Below are 17,599 nucleotides of genomic sequence, written 5' to 3' on the forward strand. Positions count from 1 at the left end.
CGAGCCGCCGGCACTCAGGGAGCGGCGGGCCCTGCCGGGATCACCGTCCGAGTCTCCGGCGGAGGCCTCCGGCGCTCAGGGGACGGCGGGCCCTGCCGGGATCACCAGCGGCCGCTGCGGGTCTGGAGCACCGCCGCCGCCACGACCCCGGCCGTCGAGGTGCGCAGCACCGTCGGGCCGAGCAGGGCAGCCGACGCCCCGGCCTCCCGGAACGCGGTGATCTCCTCCGGGGAGATCCCGCCCTCCGGGCCGACCACCACGACGATGTCGCCGCCCCCGGGGAGCGGCAGGCCCGACAGCGGGGAGGCGGCCTCCTCGTGCAGGACGACGCCCAGCGCCGCCGCCGACAGCAGGCCGGCGACCGTGGCGGTGGTCGCGAGCTCCGCCACGTGCGGCAGGTGGAAGCGGCGGGACTGCTTGCCCGCCTCGCGGGCGGTGGAGCGCCAGCGGGCCAGCGCCTTGGCGGCCCGCTCCCCCTTCCACTGGGTGACGCACCTGACGGCGGCCCAGGGGACGATCACGTCGACCCCGGCCTCCGTCATCATCTCCACGGCCAGCTCTCCCCTGTCGCCCTTGGGCAGGCCCTGGACGACGACCAGGCGCGGGGTGGGCGCCGGCAGGTCGTGACGGCGCAGCACCCGGACCCGGAGCGAGTCCTTGCCGGCCTCGGCCACCACGCACTCCGCGACGGCCCCCTCCCCGTCGGTCAGGTCGAGCCGCTCCCCCGCCCGCAGCCGCCGTACGGCCGCCGCGTGGCGTCCCTCGGGACCGCCGAGCGTGAACTCCGCCCCGGCCGCCCCGGCCAGGTCGGCGCGATCGGCCAGGAACACCGGAACGGTCATGGGGCACCGGGGCGGGTCGCCGCCGGGCCCGCCGTCCGGGTCACCGTCCGGGTCAACGGGCGGGTCAACGGACGGGTCGCTGTCCGTGGCATCGTCAGCGGCCGTTGAAGGCGTCCCGCAGGCGGGAGAAGAAGCTCTGCTGGCCGGGGGCGAACTTGCCCGGCGGGCGCTCCTCGCCCCGGAGTTTGGCGAGCTCCCTCAGCAGCTCCTCCTGGGCCGCGTCGAGGCGGGTGGGGGTCTCCACGTTGACGTGGATCAGCAGGTCACCGCGACCGGTCTCGTTCAGGCGCTGCACGCCCCGGCCGTAGAGCGGGATCGTCTGTCCCGACTGGGTGCCCGGACGGATGTCCAGCTCCTCGGCGCCGTCCAGCGTCTCCATGGTCAGGATGGTGCCCAGCGCCGCCGCGGCCATCGGGATCTGCACGGTGCAGTGCAGATCGTCGCCACGCCGCTCGAAGGTCTCGTGGGGGCGCTCGACGATCTCCAGGAACAGGTCTCCGGGCGGGCCGCCGCCGGGGCCGATCTCACCCTCGCCGGCGAGCTGGATGTGGGTGCCGTCCTCGACGCCGGCCGGGATGCGGACCTTGATGGTCCGCCGGGTACGGACCCGGCCGTCGCCCGAGCACTCCTGGCAGGGGTTGCGGATGATCGAACCGAAGCCGCCGCACTGGGGGCAGGGGCGGGAGGTCATGACCTGTCCCAGGAAGGACCGGGTCACCTGGGAGACCTCACCCCGTCCGTGACACATGTCACAGGTGTCGGGATGCGTCCCGGCCGCGGCGCCGGAGCCGGTGCAGACGCCGCAGACCACCGCGGTGTCGACGACCAGCTCGCGGGTCGTGCCGAAGCCCGACTCCTGCAGGTCGAGCTCCACGCGAATGGTGGCGTTGCGCCCGCGGCGGGCACGCGAACGCGGCCCCCGGCCGCCTCCGGCCCCGGCGGCGCCGAAGAAGGCGTCCATGATGTCGCTGAAGGGGAACCCCGCGCCGAAGCCTCCGGCCCCGGCTCCGCCCGAGGCGAACGGGTCACCGCCCATGTCGTACATCTGCCGCTTGCTGGAGTCGGACAGCACCTCGTAGGCCTGCGTGATCTCCTTGAAGCGTTCCTGGGTCGCAGGGTCGGGGTTGACGTCGGGATGCAGCTCGCGCGCCAGGCGGCGGTAGGCCTTCTTGATCTCTTCCGCACTGGCGTCACGGCGCACCCCGAGGGTGCCGTAGTAGTCGCTCTTAGCCACTTTTCGTTGACCTCTTAGGATGCAGCCAGAATCTGGCTGACGTAGCGTGCCACCGCGCGCACCGCGCCCATCGTGACCGGGTAGTCCATACGCGTCGGGCCCAGCACACCGAGCCGGGCCAGTTGCTTGTCCCCAGAACCGTATCCGGCGGCGACGATGGACGTGCCCTGGAGTCCGGTATAGGGATTCTCCGAGCCGATCCGCACGGTCAGCGCCGACAGGTCGGAGGTTTCACCGAGCAGCCGCATGAGCACGACCTGCTCCTCCAGGGCCTCCAGCACGTCGCGGAGGCCGACGGTGAAGTCGGCTCCCGCCAGGTTGGCGGCCCCTGCAAAAACGATCTTCTCGTCGTGCCGCTCCACCAGGGATTCCAGCAGCACCGACAGGATCGTGGCCGCGAGCGGCCGGTCCTCGGGCGACAGCCGCTCCGGCAGGTCGGCGACCTTGTCGGGGACGCCGCTGAGCCCGCATCCGTCGAGCGAGGCGTTGAGCACCGCCCGCAGGTGGGCCACCCGCTGCTCGTCGGCGACCTGGGGCAGCTCGACCACCCGCTGCTCGACCCGGCCGGTGTTGGTGATGAGCACGAACATCAGCCGGCGCTCGCTCAGCGGCACCAGCTCGACGTGGCGGACCGTCGAGTGGGTCAGCGTCGGGTACTGCACCACGGCGACCTGCCGGGTGAGCTGGGCCAGCAGCCGCACCGTCCTCATGACGACGTCGTCGATGTCCACGGCTCCGGCGAGGAAGCTCTCGATGGCCTTGCGCTCCGCGCTGGAGAGGGGCTTCACCTGCGAGAGCCGGTCGACGAAGAGCCGGTAGCCCTTGTCGGTGGGGACGCGGCCGGCGCTGGTGTGGGGCTGGGCGATGTATCCCTGCTCCTCCAGCACGGCCATGTCGTTGCGGATCGTCGCCGGCGAGACACCCAGGTTGTGCCGGTCCGCCAGCGCCTTGGAACCCACCGGCTCGTTGGTGGACACGTAGTCCTCGACGATGGCGCGTAGCACGGCGAGCTTCCGGTCGTCGACCAACGTGGTCACCTCCCTGCCTGCGTTCTCAGGGAAACACGAGGTCTGGCACTCTGTGTTCCCGAGTGCCAAGTGTACGGCCCCGGCGCGAAAGGCGCGATAAGCAAGACCCGCGGACGGTCCCGCCAAGCCGTTGTCAAGCCAACCGCTATCGCGACTCAAGCCACAACCACCACAATCCTTATATGTCCAAAGATGTGGGTTCTTTCCCGGAGGGCGTCGGCGGTGACCCCGGTCACGGTGCGTCCCAGCAGCCGTACGGCCGGCCCGACCGGCAACCATACGGCCAGCCCGGCCAGCACGGGCAGCCCGGCCAGCCCGGCCAGCAGCAGTACGGCCAGCCTGGTCCGCAGCAGTACGGTCAACCGGGTCCGCACTCGTACGGCCAGCCAGGTCAGCCAGGTCAGCCCGGGCCGCAACCCTACGGGCAGCCCGGCCAGCACGGGCAGCCCGGCCAGCAGCAGTACGGCCGGCCCGGTCAGCCAGGCCAATCCGGGCCGCAGCCCTACGGCCAGCCCGGCCAACACGGGCAGCCGGGTCAGCCCGGCCAGCAGCCCTACTACCAGGGTGGGCAGGGGAACCAGCCGTACCAGGGCGGCCAGCAGCCCTACCAGGGTGCCCCCTCCCACGGCTACCCACCCCCCGGGTACGGCGCCCCGCAGGGATCACCGCCCACCGGGAAGATCAAGCCCGGTGTCGGGTGGATCGTCGGAGCCTGGGTGATCGCCGTGATCAGCATCGTCGTCGGTGTCGGCGGCCTCATCGACGGTCTCGCCGGCGCGGTGGACTCCGCCCCCAAGGCGACCTTCCCTGCCGGGCAGGAGACGACGGTCAGGCTCGACCCTGCCGACGCTCCGGCCATCTACGTCTCCACGACCGGCGCCAGGCGCTTCACCTGCGGGATCACCGGCGGCGGCGGCCCCGCCCGCCTGCAGCAGCCGGTCGGGCGGACGGTCGTCACCGGGACCAACGGCATCTCCTGGGAGCTCGGCCTGCGGGTCGGCGTGGACAAGGCGGGCGACTACCAGGTCACCTGTGACGCGGAGCCGGCCGAGGGCATCACGTTCGGTGTGGGCCGGGAGGTCGCCGCCGGAGCGATAGTGGGCGGGGTGCTCGCCCTGATCGGGATACCCTCCCTCGGCATCCTGCTGGCCGTCGTCGTCACGGTCGTCGTGCTGATCAAGCGCAGGAACGCCCGCAGGCGCCAGGCCTCGGCGGGCCAGGCTCCGGCGGCGGGACAGTGGGCGCCGGGACCGCACGGCGGGTGACGGCGGTGTTTGCTAGCGTCCCACGTGATCTGTGGCGAGAGAGGGTGGGCGGCCGTTGATGTACGAGCGTGACGTTCTGGCGGAAGGCCGGCGGCGTCCTCGCCGCGGGACGATCCCCCAGGTCCCCGCCGAGCCCGACCTGGTCGTCGAGGACGCCGACGGCGGCTTCTGCGGCGCGGTGGTGGCCTGCGACAAGGAGGCCGTCACCCTGGAGGACCGGTTCGGGCGACGGCGGGTGTTCCCCCTGGAGCCCGCCGCGTTCCTGCTGGAGGGCAAGGTGGTGACGCTGGTACGGCCGGCCGCCGCGCCGCGCGGCCCGAGACGGAGCGCCTCGGGGTCCATCGCGGTGGAGGGCCTGCGGGCCCAGGTCGCCCGGGAGAGCCGGATCTACGTCGAGGGCGTGCACGACGCCGCCCTCGTGGAGAAGGTCTGGGGTCACGACCTGCGGGTCGAGGGCGTGGTCGTGGAGTACCTGGAGGGGGTCGATCACCTGCCCTCCATCGTCGAGGAGTTCGCCCCCGGCCCCGGCCGGCGGCTGGGGGTGCTCGTCGACCACCTGGTCCCCGGCTCCAAGGAGAGCCGGATCGCCGCCCGGATCTCCTCACCTCACGTGCTGATCGTCGGGCATCCCTTCGTGGACGTCTGGCAGGCGGTCAGGCCGCAGGTGCTCAGGATCCCCTCCTGGCCGTCGGTGCCGCGCGGGGTGTCCTGGAAGGAGGGCGTCGTCGCCGCGCTGGGCTGGAACGTGGAACCGGGCGAGGCGTGGCGCCGCATCCTCGGATCGGTCACGACCTACGCCGATCTGGAGCCCGAACTGCTGGGACCGGTCGAAGAGCTGATCGACTTCGTCACGGTCCCCGGCGAGAACGAGTAGACCGCCGATCCCTGGGAGGGGACATGAACGAGAACCCCGAGGACTTACCCGGCGACGACCGGACGCGTCGCTTCGGCGACTCCCCCGCGACACCCGCCGATCCCGGCCGTGTCCCCGGCCGGGGACACGGCCAGGGATACGGGCAGGGATACGGGCAGGGGTACGGCCCGGGACACAACCCGGGATACGAACAGGGACCCGGCCCGGGACACAACCCGGGATACGCGCAGGAACCCGGCACGGGATACGGCCAGGCATACGAACAGGGACCCGGCCAGGGGTACGAGCAGGGATACGGCCAGGGGTACGGTCACCCGTCCGCCTACCCGCCGGCCCCGCCCCCGTACGACGCGAGCGGATACGGGTACGGTCACCAGCCGTACGACGGATACGTCCCGCCCGGCCACGGCCACCGGGGGCCGCCCGGGACGTACGGGCCCCGGCCGGGCAGCGACGACACCACCATGGCGCTGCTCGCCCACCTGCTGGGACTGCTGACCTCCTTCCTCGGCCCGCTGGTGCTCTACCTGGCGAAGAAGGACCACTCGCCCTACGTGCGCGACCAGGCCGCCGAGGCGCTCAACTTCCAGCTCACGGTGATGATCGCCTACATGGTCTGCTGGGTCCTGGCCTTCGTGCTCATCGGTTTCGTGCTGATCTTCCTGCTCTGGGTCGGATCGCTGATCATGGCGATCATCGCCATGGTGGCGGCCGGGCGGGGAGAGAACCACCGCTACCCGCTGACCATCCGCTTCGTGAGCTGACCCGGCGCGGATCGCCCGAAGACCGCCGCCCGAGGTGGAACCGTACGCTCAGGTCAGGTCGCGTACCAGCGCGTCGGCCAGCAGGCGGCCGCGCAGGGTGAGCACCGCCCGGCCCGCCTTGAACGGTTCCACCTCCAGCAGGCCGTCGCCGAGCGCGCGGGCGACCACGACGGGACGTTCCAGCTCGCCGAGCGGGAACCCGCGCGAGAGCCGCAGTTCCAGCATCAGCCGCTCCACCGCCCGGTCCCGCGCGCCCAGCACCTCGCGCGCGTGCGCCGGGGAGACCCCCGAGGCCAGGCGCCGCGCGTAAGCCGCCGGATGCTTGACGTTCCACCAGCGGGTGCCCCCGACGTGGCTGTGCGCCCCCGGGCCGACGCCCCACCAGTCGCCGCCGGTCCAGTAGAGCAGGTTGTGCCGGCAGCGGCCGGCCTCGGAGGTCGCCCAGTTGGACACCTCGTACCAGGTGAACCCCGCCTCGGCCAGCATGGCGTCGGCGATCAGGTAGCGGTCGGCGGCCACGTCGTCGTCGGGCATCGGGAGCTCACCGCGCCTGATCCTGGCCGCCAGCTTCGTCCCGTCCTCGACGATCAGCGAGTACGCCGAGACGTGGTCGGGCTCCGCCTCGATCGCGGCGGCCAGCGACGCGCGCCAGTCGTCGTCGCTCTCGCCGGGGGTGCCGTAGATCAGGTCGAGGTTGACGTGCTCGAACCCCGCCGTCCTGGCCTCCCGTACGGCGTGCGCGGCGCGGCCGGGGGTGTGGCGGCGGTCGAGCACCCGCAGCACGTGCTCGCGGGCGCTCTGCATCCCGAAGCTCATCCGGTTGAACCCGCCGGCGCGCAGGCGGGCCAGGTAGGCGGGGTCCACGGACTCGGGGTTGGCCTCGGTGCTCACCTCCGCCCCGGGGGCGAGGCCGAACTCCTCCTCGATCGCCCCCAGGATGCGCACCAGGTCGCCGGCCGGCAGGAGGGTCGGGGTGCCGCCGCCGAAGAACACCGTCTCGACCGGCAGGGACACCTCCCCCAGGACGGCCCGCGCCCGCCGCACCTCGTCGACGGCGGTGTCGGCGTAGTCCTTCTGCGAGGCGCCGGGGCCGAGCTCGGACGCCGTGTAGGTGTTGAAGTCGCAGTAGCCGCACCGGGTCACGCAGAAGGGGACGTGGACGTAGAAGCCGAAGGGCCGCTCGCCCAGCCCGGCGAGCGCGCTCTGCGGCAGCTCGCCCGAGGCGGGCACCGGGTCACCGTCGGGAAGTGTGGATGGCACGCCCCAAGTCTGCCGTCCCCTTCGCGGTGCCCGGTACGTCCGGGCGACGCCACGGCGCCGCCCGGCGCCCGAACGATCGGCGGCGCGCCCCGGGGGTCAGATCTCGTGATCGTCCCGTTCCGGCAGGCCGTACCGGCGGGCGAGAGGGTTCCACAGTCTCAGGAAGCCGCGCTTGGCCGTGGTCGCCTCCTCGGAGAAGGCCAGGCCCCGGCGGTAGTCGTCGTCGCCGCTCCAGTCGCGGTCGCAGCCGACGCTCTGGCGGGCCGCCCAGACGAGGAAGGCCTCGTCCGCCTCGAAGGAGGCGGTCAGGGCCCGGGTCAGGCGTTCCCTGACCGCGTCCCCGCCGTCGAGCGCCCCGGTGCCCAGCGCGTTGACCTGGATCACCTGCTCGCGCCGGGAGGCGGTGATCCGCTGGAGCGCCGCCAGCCCGCCGGGGGCGTCCTCGCAGGACCGGAGCCCCTCCAGGGCCGCGTCCAGGCCCGACCGGGAGCCGCCGCTGTCGGCGAGCAGCGCGTCCAGGACCCTGGCCTGCGCCTTCGCCTCCCCGGGACCCTCGGGGCCGCCCGGGGGCCGTCCCGCCACGGGGGTGCCGATCTCGGCCTCGGCACGGGCGTCGGTCACCGCGACCGGCACGCCGCCGGTCTCCGGCGGACCCTCGCCGCGCGGGACGAGCCAGGCGGCTCCGGCCGCGATCGACGCCGTGGTGATCATCGCGGCCACCGTGACCACGGGCCACACCCGGCGGTCGGCGGGGGGCGTGCGGCGGCCGCCCCGTGCCGGGCGGGGCGCCCAGCCCCCGGGCTCGGGCGGACGGGCCCGCCCGTCCGTGTGCCCGTCCGTGTGCCTGTCCGTGTGCCTGTCCGTGTGCAGGTGGCGCTCCTCCCGGGGGAGGTGCTGCTGCCAGTCGGCCGGATCCTGGCGCCACTCCTCCGCGGGGACGCGGGTGTCACCGGTGGAGCCGGGTGACGAGGGCTGAGGGGGCGGGTGCGAGGCCGCCGGCGCCCCGCACCGGGGGCAACGGCGCAGCCCCTCCATCGGGGCGCCACATCGGTTGCAGAACGCCTGCTGCTCCATGCTTTACAACCGTAGTCGAGAGTCGCGCCTTCCACCTGTCAAAACGCCGTCCACCGTTGACGCCCCGATCACCCAGGTCTACGATCCGTGAAAACTTAAAGGAAAGTTTCCTATAAGTTACTTATTCCAAGCAGTGGAGAAGCCCGTGCAGAGACTCCTCCGGCACATGATCGCGGCGGTTCTCGCCGTGGGTCTCGCGGCGGTCGCCGCGCCCGTCCCGGCCCACGCGAACGCCCAGGCCACCCAGGAGAGCGGTGACCGCTTCAAGCGGGTCGCGTACTTCATCCAGTGGGGCGTCTACGGCCGCAACTACCACGTCAAGGACATGGACACCAGCGGCGCCGCCGCCAAGCTGACCCACGTCAACTACGCCTTCGGCTTCGTCAACCCCGAGGGGGACTGCTACTCCGCCGACCCGTGGGCCGACTGGCAGCGTCCGGTGCCCGCCGAGCAGAGCGTGGACGGCGTCGCCGACGCCGAGGGCCAGGCGCTGAGCGGCAACCTCAACCAGCTCAGGAAGCTCAAGGCCAGGCACCCCGGCCTCAAGGCACTGATCTCCCTGGGCGGCTGGACCGGCTCGAAGTACTTCTCCGACGCCGTGCTGACCCCCGCGGGCCGCACCCGGCTGGCCTCCTCCTGCATCGACCTGTGGCTGAAGGGCAACCTGCCCGGCGCCCCCGCCGGTGCCGGCGCGGGCGTGTTCGACGGCATCGACCTGGACTGGGAGTGGCCCGGCTCCTCCGGCAACGACGGCAACGTCATCCGTCCCGAGGACAAGCGGAACTTCACCCTGTTCGTCACCGAGCTGCGCCGCCAGATGAACGGGTTCGACCGGCGCAGCGAGCTGACCGCCTTCCTGCCCGCCGCCGCCGCGAAGATCGACGCGGGCTTCGAGGTGCGCGACGTCTTCAGGCAGCTCACCTTCGCCACCGTCCAGGGCTACGACCTGCACGGCCCCTGGGAGACCGTCACCGGTCACAACGGCAACCTGTTCAACGACCGGCGCGACCCGAACCCGGTGAGGTACAGCGTGGACCAGACCGTCCGCGACTACCTGACGCGCGGCGCCCCGGCGAGGAAGATCGTGGTCGGCGTGCCCGCGTACGGCCAGGGCTGGACCGGCGTCACCGGCGGCAGGAACGGCCTCTACGGCACCGCCACCGGCCCCGCCCCCGGCACCTTCGCGGCCGGCAACGAGGACTACAAGATCCTGGTGAACAAGCCCGGCAAGCGCTACCGCGACCTGCTGACCGGGTCCGTGTGGCTCTACGACGGCAACGAGTTCTGGTCCTACGACGACCCGGCCTCGCTGACGCAGAAGGCGGCCTACATCCGCCTGAAGGGCCTGGGCGGATCGATGATGTGGTCCATCGACCAGGACGACACCAAGGCGTCGCTCACCACGGCGCTCTACCGCGTCCTGCGCTGAGCGACCCCTCCCACGGGGCGGGGCCGTACGGGATCGACATCCCGTACGGCCCCGTTCGCCGTGCTCCCGGTGTGAACGAGCCCCGGCCCGCCGCTACTTCTTGGGCGACGAGGACTCGGTGGAGAGCGCGGCCACGAAGGCCTCCTGGGGCACCTCGACGCGGCCGACCATCTTCATCCGCTTCTTGCCCTCCTTCTGCTTCTCCAGCAGCTTGCGCTTACGGGAGATGTCGCCGCCGTAGCACTTGGCGAGGACGTCCTTGCGGATGGCGCGGATGTTCTCGCGGGCGATGACCCGGGCGCCGATGGCCGCCTGGATGGGCACCTCGAACTGCTGCCTGGGGATGAGCTCGCGCAGCTTCTTGGCCATCTCGACGCCGTAGGCGTACGACTTGTCCCGGTGCACGATGGCGCTGAAGGCGTCGACCGCCTCGCCCTGGAGCAGGATGTCGACCTTGACCAGGTCGGACTCCTGCTCGCCCGAGGGCTCGTAGTCCAGCGAGGCGTACCCGCGGGTGCGGGACTTGAGCTGGTCGAAGAAGTCGAAGATGATCTCGCCGAGCGGCATGGTGTAGCGGATCTCGACCCTGTCCTCGGACAGGTAGTCCATCCCCTGCAGGTTGCCCCGGCGGTTCTGGCAGAGCTCCATGATGGCGCCGATGAACTCCGAGGGGACCAGCACGGTCGTCTTCACCATCGGCTCGAAGACCTTCTCCACCTTGCCGGTGGGGAACTCCGAGGGGTTGGTGACGACGACCTCCTTGCCGTCCTCCATGATCACCCGGTAGATCACGTTGGGCGCGGTGGAGATGAGCGAGAGGTTGAACTCCCGCTCCAGCCGCTCGCGGACGATCTCCATGTGGAGCAGCCCCAGGAAGCCGCAGCGGAAGCCGAAGCCCAGCGCCGCGGAGGTCTCGGGCTCGTAGTCCAGGGCGGCGTCGTTGAGCTGGAGCTTGTCCAGGGCCTCGCGGAGCTCGGGGTAGTCGTCGCCGTCGATCGGGTAGAGGCCCGAGAAGACCATGGGCTTGGGGTGGTCGTAGCCGCTGAGCGCCCGCAGGGCCGGACGCGCCACCGAGGTCACCGTGTCGCCGACCCGGGACTGGCGGACGTCCTTCACGCCGGTGATCAGGTAGCCCACCTCGCCGACGCCCAGACCCTGGTCGGCGATCTTCGGCTCGGGCGAGATGACGCCGATCTCCAGCGTCTCGTGGGCCGCGGTGGTGGACATCATCAGGATGCGCTCGCGCTTGCCCAGGTGGCCGTCCATGACCCGGACGTAGGTGATCACGCCGCGGTAGGTGTCGTACACCGAGTCGAAGATCAGCGCGCGGGCGGGCGCGTCGGCGTCGCCGACCGGGGCCGGGACCTTGTCGACCACGTGGTCCAGCAGCTCCCGTACGCCCACGCCGGTCTTGCCGGAGACGCGCAGCACGTCCTCGGGCTCGCAGCCGATGAGGTGGCAGATCTCCGCGGCGTACTTCTCCGGCTGGGCCGCGGGCAGGTCGATCTTGTTGAGCACCGGGATGATCGTCATGTCGTTGTTCATGGCCAGGTAGAGGTTGGCCAGGGTCTGCGCCTCGATCCCCTGCGCGGCGTCGACCAGCAGGATCGCGCCCTCGCACGCCTGGAGGGACCGGGAGACCTCGTAGGTGAAGTCGACGTGCCCGGGAGTGTCGATCATGTTGAGCACGTAGTCGGTCTCGCCGACCTGCCACGGCAGCCGGACCGCCTGCGACTTGATCGTGATGCCGCGCTCGCGTTCGATGTCCATCCGGTCGAGGTACTGGGCCCGCATGGAACGGGCGTCGACCACCCCGGTGATCTGCAGCATGCGGTCGGCCAGGGTCGACTTGCCATGGTCGATATGGGCGATGATGCAGAAGTTGCGGAGCACAGCGGGGTCGGTCTGGCCAGGCTGAATGCGCACCGGGGTCCGTTTCAACAGATTGATGACGATCATACGGCTGGCATGCCAGCCGTCTTCCATGGTGACATGTCCGGGTGATTGCCCGGACCAGAGCACGGCGCGGCCTGCGGTTCCTCGCGACGGTGGCGGCCCTGCTCCTTGCGCTTCCCGGGGTGGCCGTGGCCACCCTCACCCTGCAGTTTACCGGGACCCCGGCCCGCTGGGCCAAGACGACCGGTCACGACGCCCTCTGGCTCGGTCACGCCTGGGTCGACGGCCGCAAGAAGGCCGGGGACGTGCGGGCGCTCGCCGCCCGGCTCCGCAGGACCGGGATCAGGGACGTGTACGTCCACTCCGGCCCGTTCGACCGCGACGGGACACTCCCGGCCGCCAGGTATCCCAAGGCGGCCGATTTCCTGAAATGGTGGCGCAGGGAGCTGCCCAAGGTCAGGGTCTCGGCCTGGCTCGGCCAGAAGGTCGACGGCGTCCTGGACCTCGACGACGCCGCCTCCAGGCAGCGCGTGCTGGACGGCGCGCGGGCGATCAAGGCGCTCGGCTTCGACGGCGTCCACTACAACTTCGAGCCGATCGGCGACGGCGACACCAGTTTCCTCGACCTGCTGGTCAGGACCCGCGCGATCCTGGGCGACGGCCTGCTGTCCACCTCGACCCCGCAGATCGAGCCGTTCCCGCTCGTCCGCCCGGCCGCGCGGGCCGTCACGGGCAGTGACAAGTACTGGTCGCCCGGCTACTTCGGCCAGGTCGTGAAGCTCGTCGACCAGGTGGCGATCATGACCTACGACTCCTACCTTCCCTACCCCGCCGTCTACGGCGGCTACGTCGTGCGGCAGTCCTCGCTGGCCCTGGGGCTCGTCCCCGAGGAGAAGACGCTGCTGATCGGCGCCCCGGCCTACCACGACCACGGCGTCGCCTGGGCCGACTCCGCCGAGAGCGTCGAGAAGGCGGCCCGGGGCGCCCGGCTGGCGCTGACCACGCACGGAAGGCCACGTGAGCGGTTCGGGCTGGCGATGTACGTGGACTTCGCGGCCACCAAGGAGGACTGGGCGGAGTACGACAGGTTCTGGTTCAAGCCGTGAGGATCATGGAGACCGTGGTCCGAACCGCCGTGACCACACGCTAAACTGATCAGGCATCCCTCTGCCTTGGCCTGTCGATTTGAGCGGCGACCTCGGCAGTTGGTAGCCTAGTCAACTGCGTGTGGCGCGCCCTCTCTGCCCGCGCGCCCCATCCAACGACATTCACCGAGGCTTCTTCGTGGCGAACATCAAGTCCCAGATCAAGCGCAACCGGCAGAACGAGAAGGCCCGGCTGCGTAACAAGGCTGTCAAGTCTTCCCTGAAGACGGCCATCCGCAAGTTCCGCGAGGCCGCCGACCAGGGCAACATCGACGACGCGGTCGTGCTCCAGCGCGCCGCCGCCCGCCAGCTGGACAAGGCCGCCAGCAAGGGCGTCATCCACAAGAACCAGGCCGCCAACCGCAAGTCGGCGATCGCCCAGCGCGCCGCCGCCCTGTCGTCGGCCGCCAAGTAGTATCCAGGCTCCGCGAACGCCGCACCCCTTTCCGGGGGTGTGGCGTTTCTGCGTTCCCGGGGCGTTTCACGTACTTGTGGCATTCCCAGGCCCCCGGGGCGTTCCCGGGTCCCCAGGGCGTTCCCGAGTTCCCGAGGCGTTCCTGAGTCCCTGAGGGTTCCTGAGACTCACACCCCGAGGGTCACCCGCCGATGGCTCGGTAAAGGCGTGGGCCGGTGGCGAAGGTCCTCCGAGACCTGTGCCACCCCGGGCCGCCCCAGGCCTCCCCCGGGTGGGTCTCCTCGGCTCGCGTCTCCGGTCCTCTATCGCCCGGTACGGTTGGCGACCACGGTCTGGACCATGTGCTCCAGCGCGTACGCGGGGTCGGCGCCACCGCCCTTCACCTGAGCGTCGGCGGTGGCGGCGGCCTGGATCGCCCGGGCGAGCCCTTCCGGACCCCAGCCGTTCAGCTGCCGCTGGACCCGTTCGATCTTCCAGGGGGGCATGCCGAGCCTGCCGGCGAGCTGGGCGCCCCGGAGGTTCCTGGGGGCGCCGCCCACCTTCGCCAGCGAGCGCAGCCCCCCGGCGAGCGCGCTCACCAGCAGGACCGGGGCCGTCCCCGTCGACAGGGCCCAGCGCAACTGCTCCAGGGCGTCACCCAGGCGTCCCTCGACGGCCGAGTCGGCCACGGTGAACCCGCTGACCTCGGCCCTGCCCCGGTGGTAGCGCGCGACGGCGGCCTCGTCGATGGTCTTGCCGGGAGTGTCGAAGGCGAGCTGGCTGCAGGCGGCGGCGAGCTCGCGCAGGTCGTTGCCGACCGCGTCGAGCAGCGCGGCGGTGGCGTCGGCCCCGATCGTGCGCCCGGCCCCCTTCAGCTCCGCCTTGACGAACGCCAGCCGTTCGGCCGGCTTGGTCACCTTGGTGACCGGAACCACCCGGGCCCCGGCCTTCCTGACCCCGTCGACGAGCGCCTTGCCCTTCACCCCTCCGGGGTGGACGAGGACGAGCACGGTCTCCTCCGCGGGACGGGCGGCATAGGAGACGACCTCGGTGACGACGTCCTTGACGAGATCCTGGGCCGAGCGGATGACCACCACGGACCCCTCGCCGAACAGCGAGGGCGACGTCATGCGGGTGAGCTCCCCGGGCTCCACCTTGGCGCCGGGGAGGTCGTACACCTCGGCTGTCGGATCGGCCGCCCTGACGGCCGAGGTCACCTCGCCGACCGCACGGTCGGCCAGCAGTTCCTCGTCGCCGAGTATCAGGATCACGGGTGCCGGATCGGTTGCCGCCATGCCGAGCAGCATGCCACGTATCCGCGGCGACCGGCCAACGCCCGGCCTTCTCCCGGCCTTTCTCCCGGCCTTCTCCGGCCTCGAAGGACAGGCGTTCCCCTGCCGCCGAGGCGGCACACCGCCGCGCTCGCGGCCGGGGCGGCAAGCCGTTCGCAATCGGAATGCAGGCGCCCCGGGGCACCCTGGTAACCAGCCAAGGAGGTGAGAACCATGACAAGCTCCACTGTTCGCCGCCACGCCTGCCCCCGCTGCGGAACGGCCCTCGACGAAGGCCCGATCATGTACCGCTGCGCGCGCTGCGGCCGGTCGGTCTACGCCGCCGACGTGGACACCGAGTTCCGCCACCCGACCGGCTCCCGGGCCTGATCCCACGCCGTCCCCCCCGCCCCACCCCGCCCCCACGCCGTCCCACCCCGTCCCACGCCGGACGGGGTGGCCGTCCCCGTCGGCCACCCCATCTCCCCGGCCGGTCAGGCGCTCGCCGGCGCCTCCTTCCAGGCGTCGGCCCATCCGCCCTGCACCATGGTCTGGAACACCCACCTGCCACCCGACTTCGTCAGCAGGTCCGCGTAACGCATTTCGTACGTCTGGCCGTTCGTCGTCACCGTCGCGTCGGTGACCACGACGGCCAGGTTCGCGGTCAGGAAGTGCGGCGTGCGGACCGACCGCATCTCGATCTCGCCCGGCCCTCCCCCTCCCATGACCTCGGCCATGGTGCTCGTGAACCGCTCCCTCGTCCAGCGGTCGGCCAGGCCGTCGCCGTCGGGGCCGTCGGTCACCACGTTGAGCGGGAACATCGCCATGTCCGCCATCCGCTCGACGTCGCCCTTCGCACTGTGCGCGTCGTACAGGGCGAACCACGCCTCGATGCTCTCCCGGTCCTCGGCGCTCGGCGTGAAGGCACCGCCGCCGAACGGGGATTCCTGGATCTCTGTCATCTGTCTGCTCCTTCGCCGACGACGCCCCGCGGACCTCGGTCGCCACTGCCACCGCACAGAGGCCGTCCGGGGGGCACGATATGAACCGTACGACATACCGTACGCCGTACGATTCATTTGTCAAACCACCGCCGAACTCCTGGGGACGGATACGAGCGGCCCGGTCCTAGGCGATCTTGCGGCGGTAGGTGTTCATGGCGAAGGCGTACGCGACGACGAGGATGCCGGCACACCAGGCGAGGGCGACCCAGATGTCGGTGCCGACCGGCTGCTGGGCGTACAGGTCGCGGATGGCGTTGACGATGGAGGTCACCGGCTGGTGCTCGGCGAAGGCGCGTACCGGGCCGGGCATGGTGCCGGTGGGCACGAAGGCCGAGCTGACGAACGGCAGGAAGATGAGCGGGTAGGAGAACGCGCTCGCGCCGTCCACGGACTTGGCGGACAGGCCGGCGATGACGGCGAGCCACGTCAGCGCCAGGGTGAACAGGATCAGGATGCCGGCGACCGCGAGCCACGCCGCCACTCCCGCCCCCGAGCGGAAGCCCATGAGCAGGGCGACGAGCACGACGACCACGAGCGAGATCAGATTGGCGACCAGTGAGGTCAGCACGTGTGCCCACAGCACGGACGACCGCGCGATCGGCATGGACTGGAATCGCTCGAAGATGCCGCTCTTCATGTCCAGGAAGAGCCGGAACGCGGTGTAGGCGATGCCCGAGGCGACCGTGATGAGCAGGATGCCGGGCAACAGGTAGTTCACGTAGGAGACCGGCCCCGTGTCGATCGCGCCGCCGAACACGTAGACGAACAGCAGCAGCATGGCGATCGGGGTGATCGCGGTCGTGACGATGGTGTCCACGCTGCGTGTGACGTGGCGCAGGGATCGTCCCAGCAGGACGGCGGTGTCGCCGAGGAAGTGCCCGCTCATCGGTGTTCCTCACTCGCGCGTGCCGGTGTCGTGGTCGTCGCCCGCGTGCTGTTCCCGCCGCCGTCACCGACGAGCGAGAGGAAGACGTCCTCAAGGGTGGGTTGCTTCTCGACGTACTCGACCTTGGCGGGCGGGAGCAGTTGCTTGAGCTCGGCCAGGGTGCCGTTCACGATGATCCGGCCCTCGTGCAGGATCGCGATCCGGTCGGCGAGGTGTTCGGCCTCGTCCAGATACTGCGTCGTGAGCAGGACCGTCGTCCCCCGCTCGGCGAGTTCCCTGACGGCCTGCCACACCTCGATGCGCGCCTGGGGGTCGAGCCCGGTCGTCGGCTCGTCGAGGAAGATGACCGGCGGGTCGCCGATGAGGCTCATCGCGATGTCGAGGCGCCGGCGCATGCCGCCCGAGTACGTCGCCACCCTCCGCACTCCCGCCTCGGTCAGCGAGAAGCGCCTCAGCAGGTCGTCGGCGATCCTGCCCGGGTCCTTGAGGTGCCGCAACCGGGCGACCAGCACGAGGTTCTCCCGCCCGCTGAGGATCTCGTCGACGGCGGCGAACTGCCCGGTGAGGCTGATGGACTCCCGCACGTCCCCGGCCTGCGTGGCGACGTCGAAACCGTTGACGCCGGCCGTGCCCGCGTCGGCCTTGAGTAGGGTGGACAGGATCTTCACGACCGTGGTCTTGCCCGCCCCGTTCGAGCCGAGCAGGGCGAAGATGCTGCCCCGCGCGACGGTGAGGTCCACACCGCGCAGCACCCGCAGCTCCCCGTACGACTTCTCCAGCCCCCGCACGTGGATCGCCCGGGCCTGTGGTGCCGTCATCAGAGGGTCCCCTCTTCTTTTCCGGTGCCTTCACCGGTGGCCCGCTCGATGGCGTCGGTCAGCCGTTCCCGCTCCCGGCTGATCCAGCGCCCCGTCGGGTAGTTCTGGACGAACGCCTCGACGAACTCCACGGGGTCCTCCCCGACGATCTCGCGGATCGGGGTTCCGCTCGCCGCGCTCTGCTCGAACAGGTCGGCGAGGTCCTCGTACATCGACGCCGCCTCGGAGCCGTCCCCCGGACCGAAGTGCATCAGGTACCGCTCGATCGCCTCGACCGCCGTGCGGTAGCCCTCGGGAAGTCCTTTGACGCGCGCCTTGTACTGCCGCCAGCGCCTCTTGTCCTCCAGCGACCCGGTGACCACCTCCAGGTACTGCCGGTAGCGGCTCTTCGGCTCGTTCGATTCTGTGTCCATGC

The 17,599-nt window shown here is 71.2% G+C and carries 19 protein-coding genes; 7 read left to right on the forward strand and 12 right to left on the reverse strand.

All coding sequences use genetic code 11. The features are described from left to right. Window positions 1–101 precede the first annotated feature (101 nt). The 4 genes from ACLQ2R_RS11975 to ACLQ2R_RS11990 form a co-directional block, all read right to left on the reverse strand. The gene (locus ACLQ2R_RS11975; protein ID WP_425959494.1) at window positions 102–842 is read right to left on the reverse strand and encodes a 16S rRNA (uracil(1498)-N(3))-methyltransferase; all 741 of its coding nucleotides are present in this window, start codon (window positions 840–842) and stop codon (window positions 102–104) included. 94 nt (window positions 843–936) lie between these two features. Next, window positions 937–2,076: a molecular chaperone DnaJ gene (dnaJ, locus tag ACLQ2R_RS11980; protein ID WP_425959496.1), complete on the reverse strand. Its 1,140-nt coding sequence runs from the start codon at window positions 2,074–2,076 to the stop codon at window positions 937–939. A 14-nt stretch (window positions 2,077–2,090) separates the two neighbouring features. Next, window positions 2,091–3,104 carry a heat-inducible transcriptional repressor HrcA gene (gene hrcA / locus ACLQ2R_RS11985; protein ID WP_425959679.1) on the reverse strand — a complete coding sequence of 338 codons (1,014 nt, stop codon included), beginning with the start codon at window positions 3,102–3,104 and terminating at the stop codon, window positions 2,091–2,093. Window positions 3,105–3,259: 155 nt separating this feature from the next. Next, the gene (locus tag ACLQ2R_RS11990) at window positions 3,260–3,730 is read right to left on the reverse strand and encodes a hypothetical protein (RefSeq protein WP_425959497.1); all 471 of its coding nucleotides are present in this window, start codon (window positions 3,728–3,730) and stop codon (window positions 3,260–3,262) included. Window positions 3,731–3,820: 90 nt separating this feature from the next. On the opposite strand from ACLQ2R_RS11990, the gene ACLQ2R_RS11995 reads away from it, so the two are divergent. From ACLQ2R_RS11995 to ACLQ2R_RS12005, 3 genes are read left to right on the forward strand one after another with little or no spacing between them, the layout of a single operon-like run. Continuing rightward, complete coding sequence (locus ACLQ2R_RS11995) at window positions 3,821–4,369, forward strand: hypothetical protein (protein ID WP_425959498.1); 549 nt, start codon at window positions 3,821–3,823, stop codon at window positions 4,367–4,369. A gap of 58 nt (window positions 4,370–4,427) precedes the next feature. Further along, window positions 4,428–5,243 carry a DUF3097 domain-containing protein gene (locus ACLQ2R_RS12000; RefSeq protein WP_425959499.1) on the forward strand — a complete coding sequence of 272 codons (816 nt, stop codon included), beginning with the start codon at window positions 4,428–4,430 and terminating at the stop codon, window positions 5,241–5,243. Window positions 5,244–5,266: 23 nt separating this feature from the next. Then, on the forward strand, window positions 5,267–6,007 hold the full coding sequence (locus ACLQ2R_RS12005) for a DUF4870 domain-containing protein (RefSeq protein ID WP_425959500.1): 741 nt from the start codon (window positions 5,267–5,269) through the stop codon (window positions 6,005–6,007). A 48-nt stretch (window positions 6,008–6,055) separates the two neighbouring features. Here ACLQ2R_RS12005 and hemW read toward each other — a convergent pair whose 3' ends face one another. Beyond that, window positions 6,056–7,267: a radical SAM family heme chaperone HemW gene (gene hemW / locus ACLQ2R_RS12010; RefSeq protein ID WP_425959501.1), complete on the reverse strand. Its 1,212-nt coding sequence runs from the start codon at window positions 7,265–7,267 to the stop codon at window positions 6,056–6,058. A 96-nt stretch (window positions 7,268–7,363) separates the two neighbouring features. Continuing rightward, entirely contained in the window at window positions 7,364–8,341 is a 978-nt protein-coding gene (locus tag ACLQ2R_RS12015) for a hypothetical protein (protein ID WP_425959502.1), read from the reverse strand. A 145-nt stretch (window positions 8,342–8,486) separates the two neighbouring features. Here ACLQ2R_RS12015 and ACLQ2R_RS12020 point away from each other — a divergent pair, with 145 nt between their 5' ends. Beyond that, window positions 8,487–9,770, forward strand: a complete 1,284-nt coding sequence (locus tag ACLQ2R_RS12020) for a glycoside hydrolase family 18 protein (protein ID WP_425959503.1) — start codon at window positions 8,487–8,489, stop codon at window positions 9,768–9,770. A 93-nt stretch (window positions 9,771–9,863) separates the two neighbouring features. On the opposite strand, the gene lepA is transcribed toward ACLQ2R_RS12020, so the two are convergent. Next, complete coding sequence (gene lepA, locus ACLQ2R_RS12025) at window positions 9,864–11,696, reverse strand: translation elongation factor 4 (RefSeq protein WP_425959504.1); 1,833 nt, start codon at window positions 11,694–11,696, stop codon at window positions 9,864–9,866. 74 nt (window positions 11,697–11,770) lie between these two features. Between lepA and ACLQ2R_RS12030 the strand changes: the two genes are divergently transcribed. Next, window positions 11,771–12,772: a hypothetical protein gene (locus ACLQ2R_RS12030; protein WP_425959505.1), complete on the forward strand. Its 1,002-nt coding sequence runs from the start codon at window positions 11,771–11,773 to the stop codon at window positions 12,770–12,772. A 178-nt stretch (window positions 12,773–12,950) separates the two neighbouring features. Then, window positions 12,951–13,226 (forward strand): 30S ribosomal protein S20, encoded by a 276-nt coding sequence (gene rpsT / locus ACLQ2R_RS12035; RefSeq protein WP_386231667.1) that lies wholly within the window; start codon window positions 12,951–12,953, stop codon window positions 13,224–13,226. Between the two features lie 302 nt (window positions 13,227–13,528). Here the strand turns inward: rpsT and holA are convergent, their stop codons facing one another. Then, window positions 13,529–14,500 carry a DNA polymerase III subunit delta gene (gene holA / locus ACLQ2R_RS12040; RefSeq protein ID WP_425959506.1) on the reverse strand — a complete coding sequence of 324 codons (972 nt, stop codon included), beginning with the start codon at window positions 14,498–14,500 and terminating at the stop codon, window positions 13,529–13,531. Between the two features lie 210 nt (window positions 14,501–14,710). On the opposite strand from holA, the gene ACLQ2R_RS12045 reads away from it, so the two are divergent. Then, window positions 14,711–14,866: a hypothetical protein gene (locus ACLQ2R_RS12045; RefSeq protein WP_425959508.1), complete on the forward strand. Its 156-nt coding sequence runs from the start codon at window positions 14,711–14,713 to the stop codon at window positions 14,864–14,866. A 104-nt stretch (window positions 14,867–14,970) separates the two neighbouring features. Here ACLQ2R_RS12045 and ACLQ2R_RS12050 read toward each other — a convergent pair whose 3' ends face one another. The 4 genes from ACLQ2R_RS12050 to ACLQ2R_RS12065 all read right to left on the reverse strand — a co-directional run bounded on the left by ACLQ2R_RS12050 (window position 14,971) and on the right by ACLQ2R_RS12065 (window position 17,597). Beyond that, complete coding sequence (locus tag ACLQ2R_RS12050) at window positions 14,971–15,438, reverse strand: nuclear transport factor 2 family protein (RefSeq protein ID WP_425959509.1); 468 nt, start codon at window positions 15,436–15,438, stop codon at window positions 14,971–14,973. A 166-nt stretch (window positions 15,439–15,604) separates the two neighbouring features. Then, entirely contained in the window at window positions 15,605–16,366 is a 762-nt protein-coding gene (locus ACLQ2R_RS12055; RefSeq protein ID WP_425959510.1) for an ABC transporter permease, read from the reverse strand. After that, window positions 16,363–17,184, reverse strand: a complete 822-nt coding sequence (locus ACLQ2R_RS12060; protein ID WP_425959511.1) for an ABC transporter ATP-binding protein — start codon at window positions 17,182–17,184, stop codon at window positions 16,363–16,365. Before ACLQ2R_RS12060 ends, ACLQ2R_RS12055 begins: the two co-directional genes overlap by 4 nt. Continuing rightward, on the reverse strand, window positions 17,184–17,597 hold the full coding sequence (locus ACLQ2R_RS12065; protein WP_425959512.1) for a DUF1048 domain-containing protein: 414 nt from the start codon (window positions 17,595–17,597) through the stop codon (window positions 17,184–17,186). Before ACLQ2R_RS12065 ends, ACLQ2R_RS12060 begins: the two co-directional genes overlap by 1 nt. Window positions 17,598–17,599 lie beyond the last annotated feature (2 nt).

This window comes from Streptosporangium sp. DT93, from assembly GCF_049844535.1.
Classification (GTDB): domain Bacteria; phylum Actinomycetota; class Actinomycetes; order Streptosporangiales; family Streptosporangiaceae; genus Streptosporangium.

Excerpts from the sequence above, each read along its gene's own strand:
- holA (WP_425959506.1), bottom strand. The coding sequence starts at position 14,500 with ATGGCGGCAACCGATCCGGCACCCGTGATCCTGATACTCGGCGACGAG.
- ACLQ2R_RS12055 (WP_425959510.1), bottom strand. The coding sequence starts at position 16,366 with ATGAGCGGGCACTTCCTCGGCGACACCGCCGTCCTGCTGGGACGATCC.
- ACLQ2R_RS12050 (WP_425959509.1), bottom strand. The coding sequence starts at position 15,438 with ATGACAGAGATCCAGGAATCCCCGTTCGGCGGCGGTGCCTTCACGCCG.
- ACLQ2R_RS12005 (WP_425959500.1), top strand. The coding sequence starts at position 5,267 with ATGAACGAGAACCCCGAGGACTTACCCGGCGACGACCGGACGCGTCGC.
- ACLQ2R_RS12045 (WP_425959508.1), top strand. The coding sequence starts at position 14,711 with ATGACAAGCTCCACTGTTCGCCGCCACGCCTGCCCCCGCTGCGGAACG.
- ACLQ2R_RS12060 (WP_425959511.1), bottom strand. The coding sequence starts at position 17,184 with ATGACGGCACCACAGGCCCGGGCGATCCACGTGCGGGGGCTGGAGAAG.
- ACLQ2R_RS11975 (WP_425959494.1), bottom strand. The coding sequence starts at position 842 with ATGACCGTTCCGGTGTTCCTGGCCGATCGCGCCGACCTGGCCGGGGCG.
- ACLQ2R_RS12065 (WP_425959512.1), bottom strand. The coding sequence starts at position 17,597 with ATGGACACAGAATCGAACGAGCCGAAGAGCCGCTACCGGCAGTACCTG.
- ACLQ2R_RS12000 (WP_425959499.1), top strand. The coding sequence starts at position 4,428 with ATGTACGAGCGTGACGTTCTGGCGGAAGGCCGGCGGCGTCCTCGCCGC.
- ACLQ2R_RS12015 (WP_425959502.1), bottom strand. The coding sequence starts at position 8,341 with ATGGAGCAGCAGGCGTTCTGCAACCGATGTGGCGCCCCGATGGAGGGG.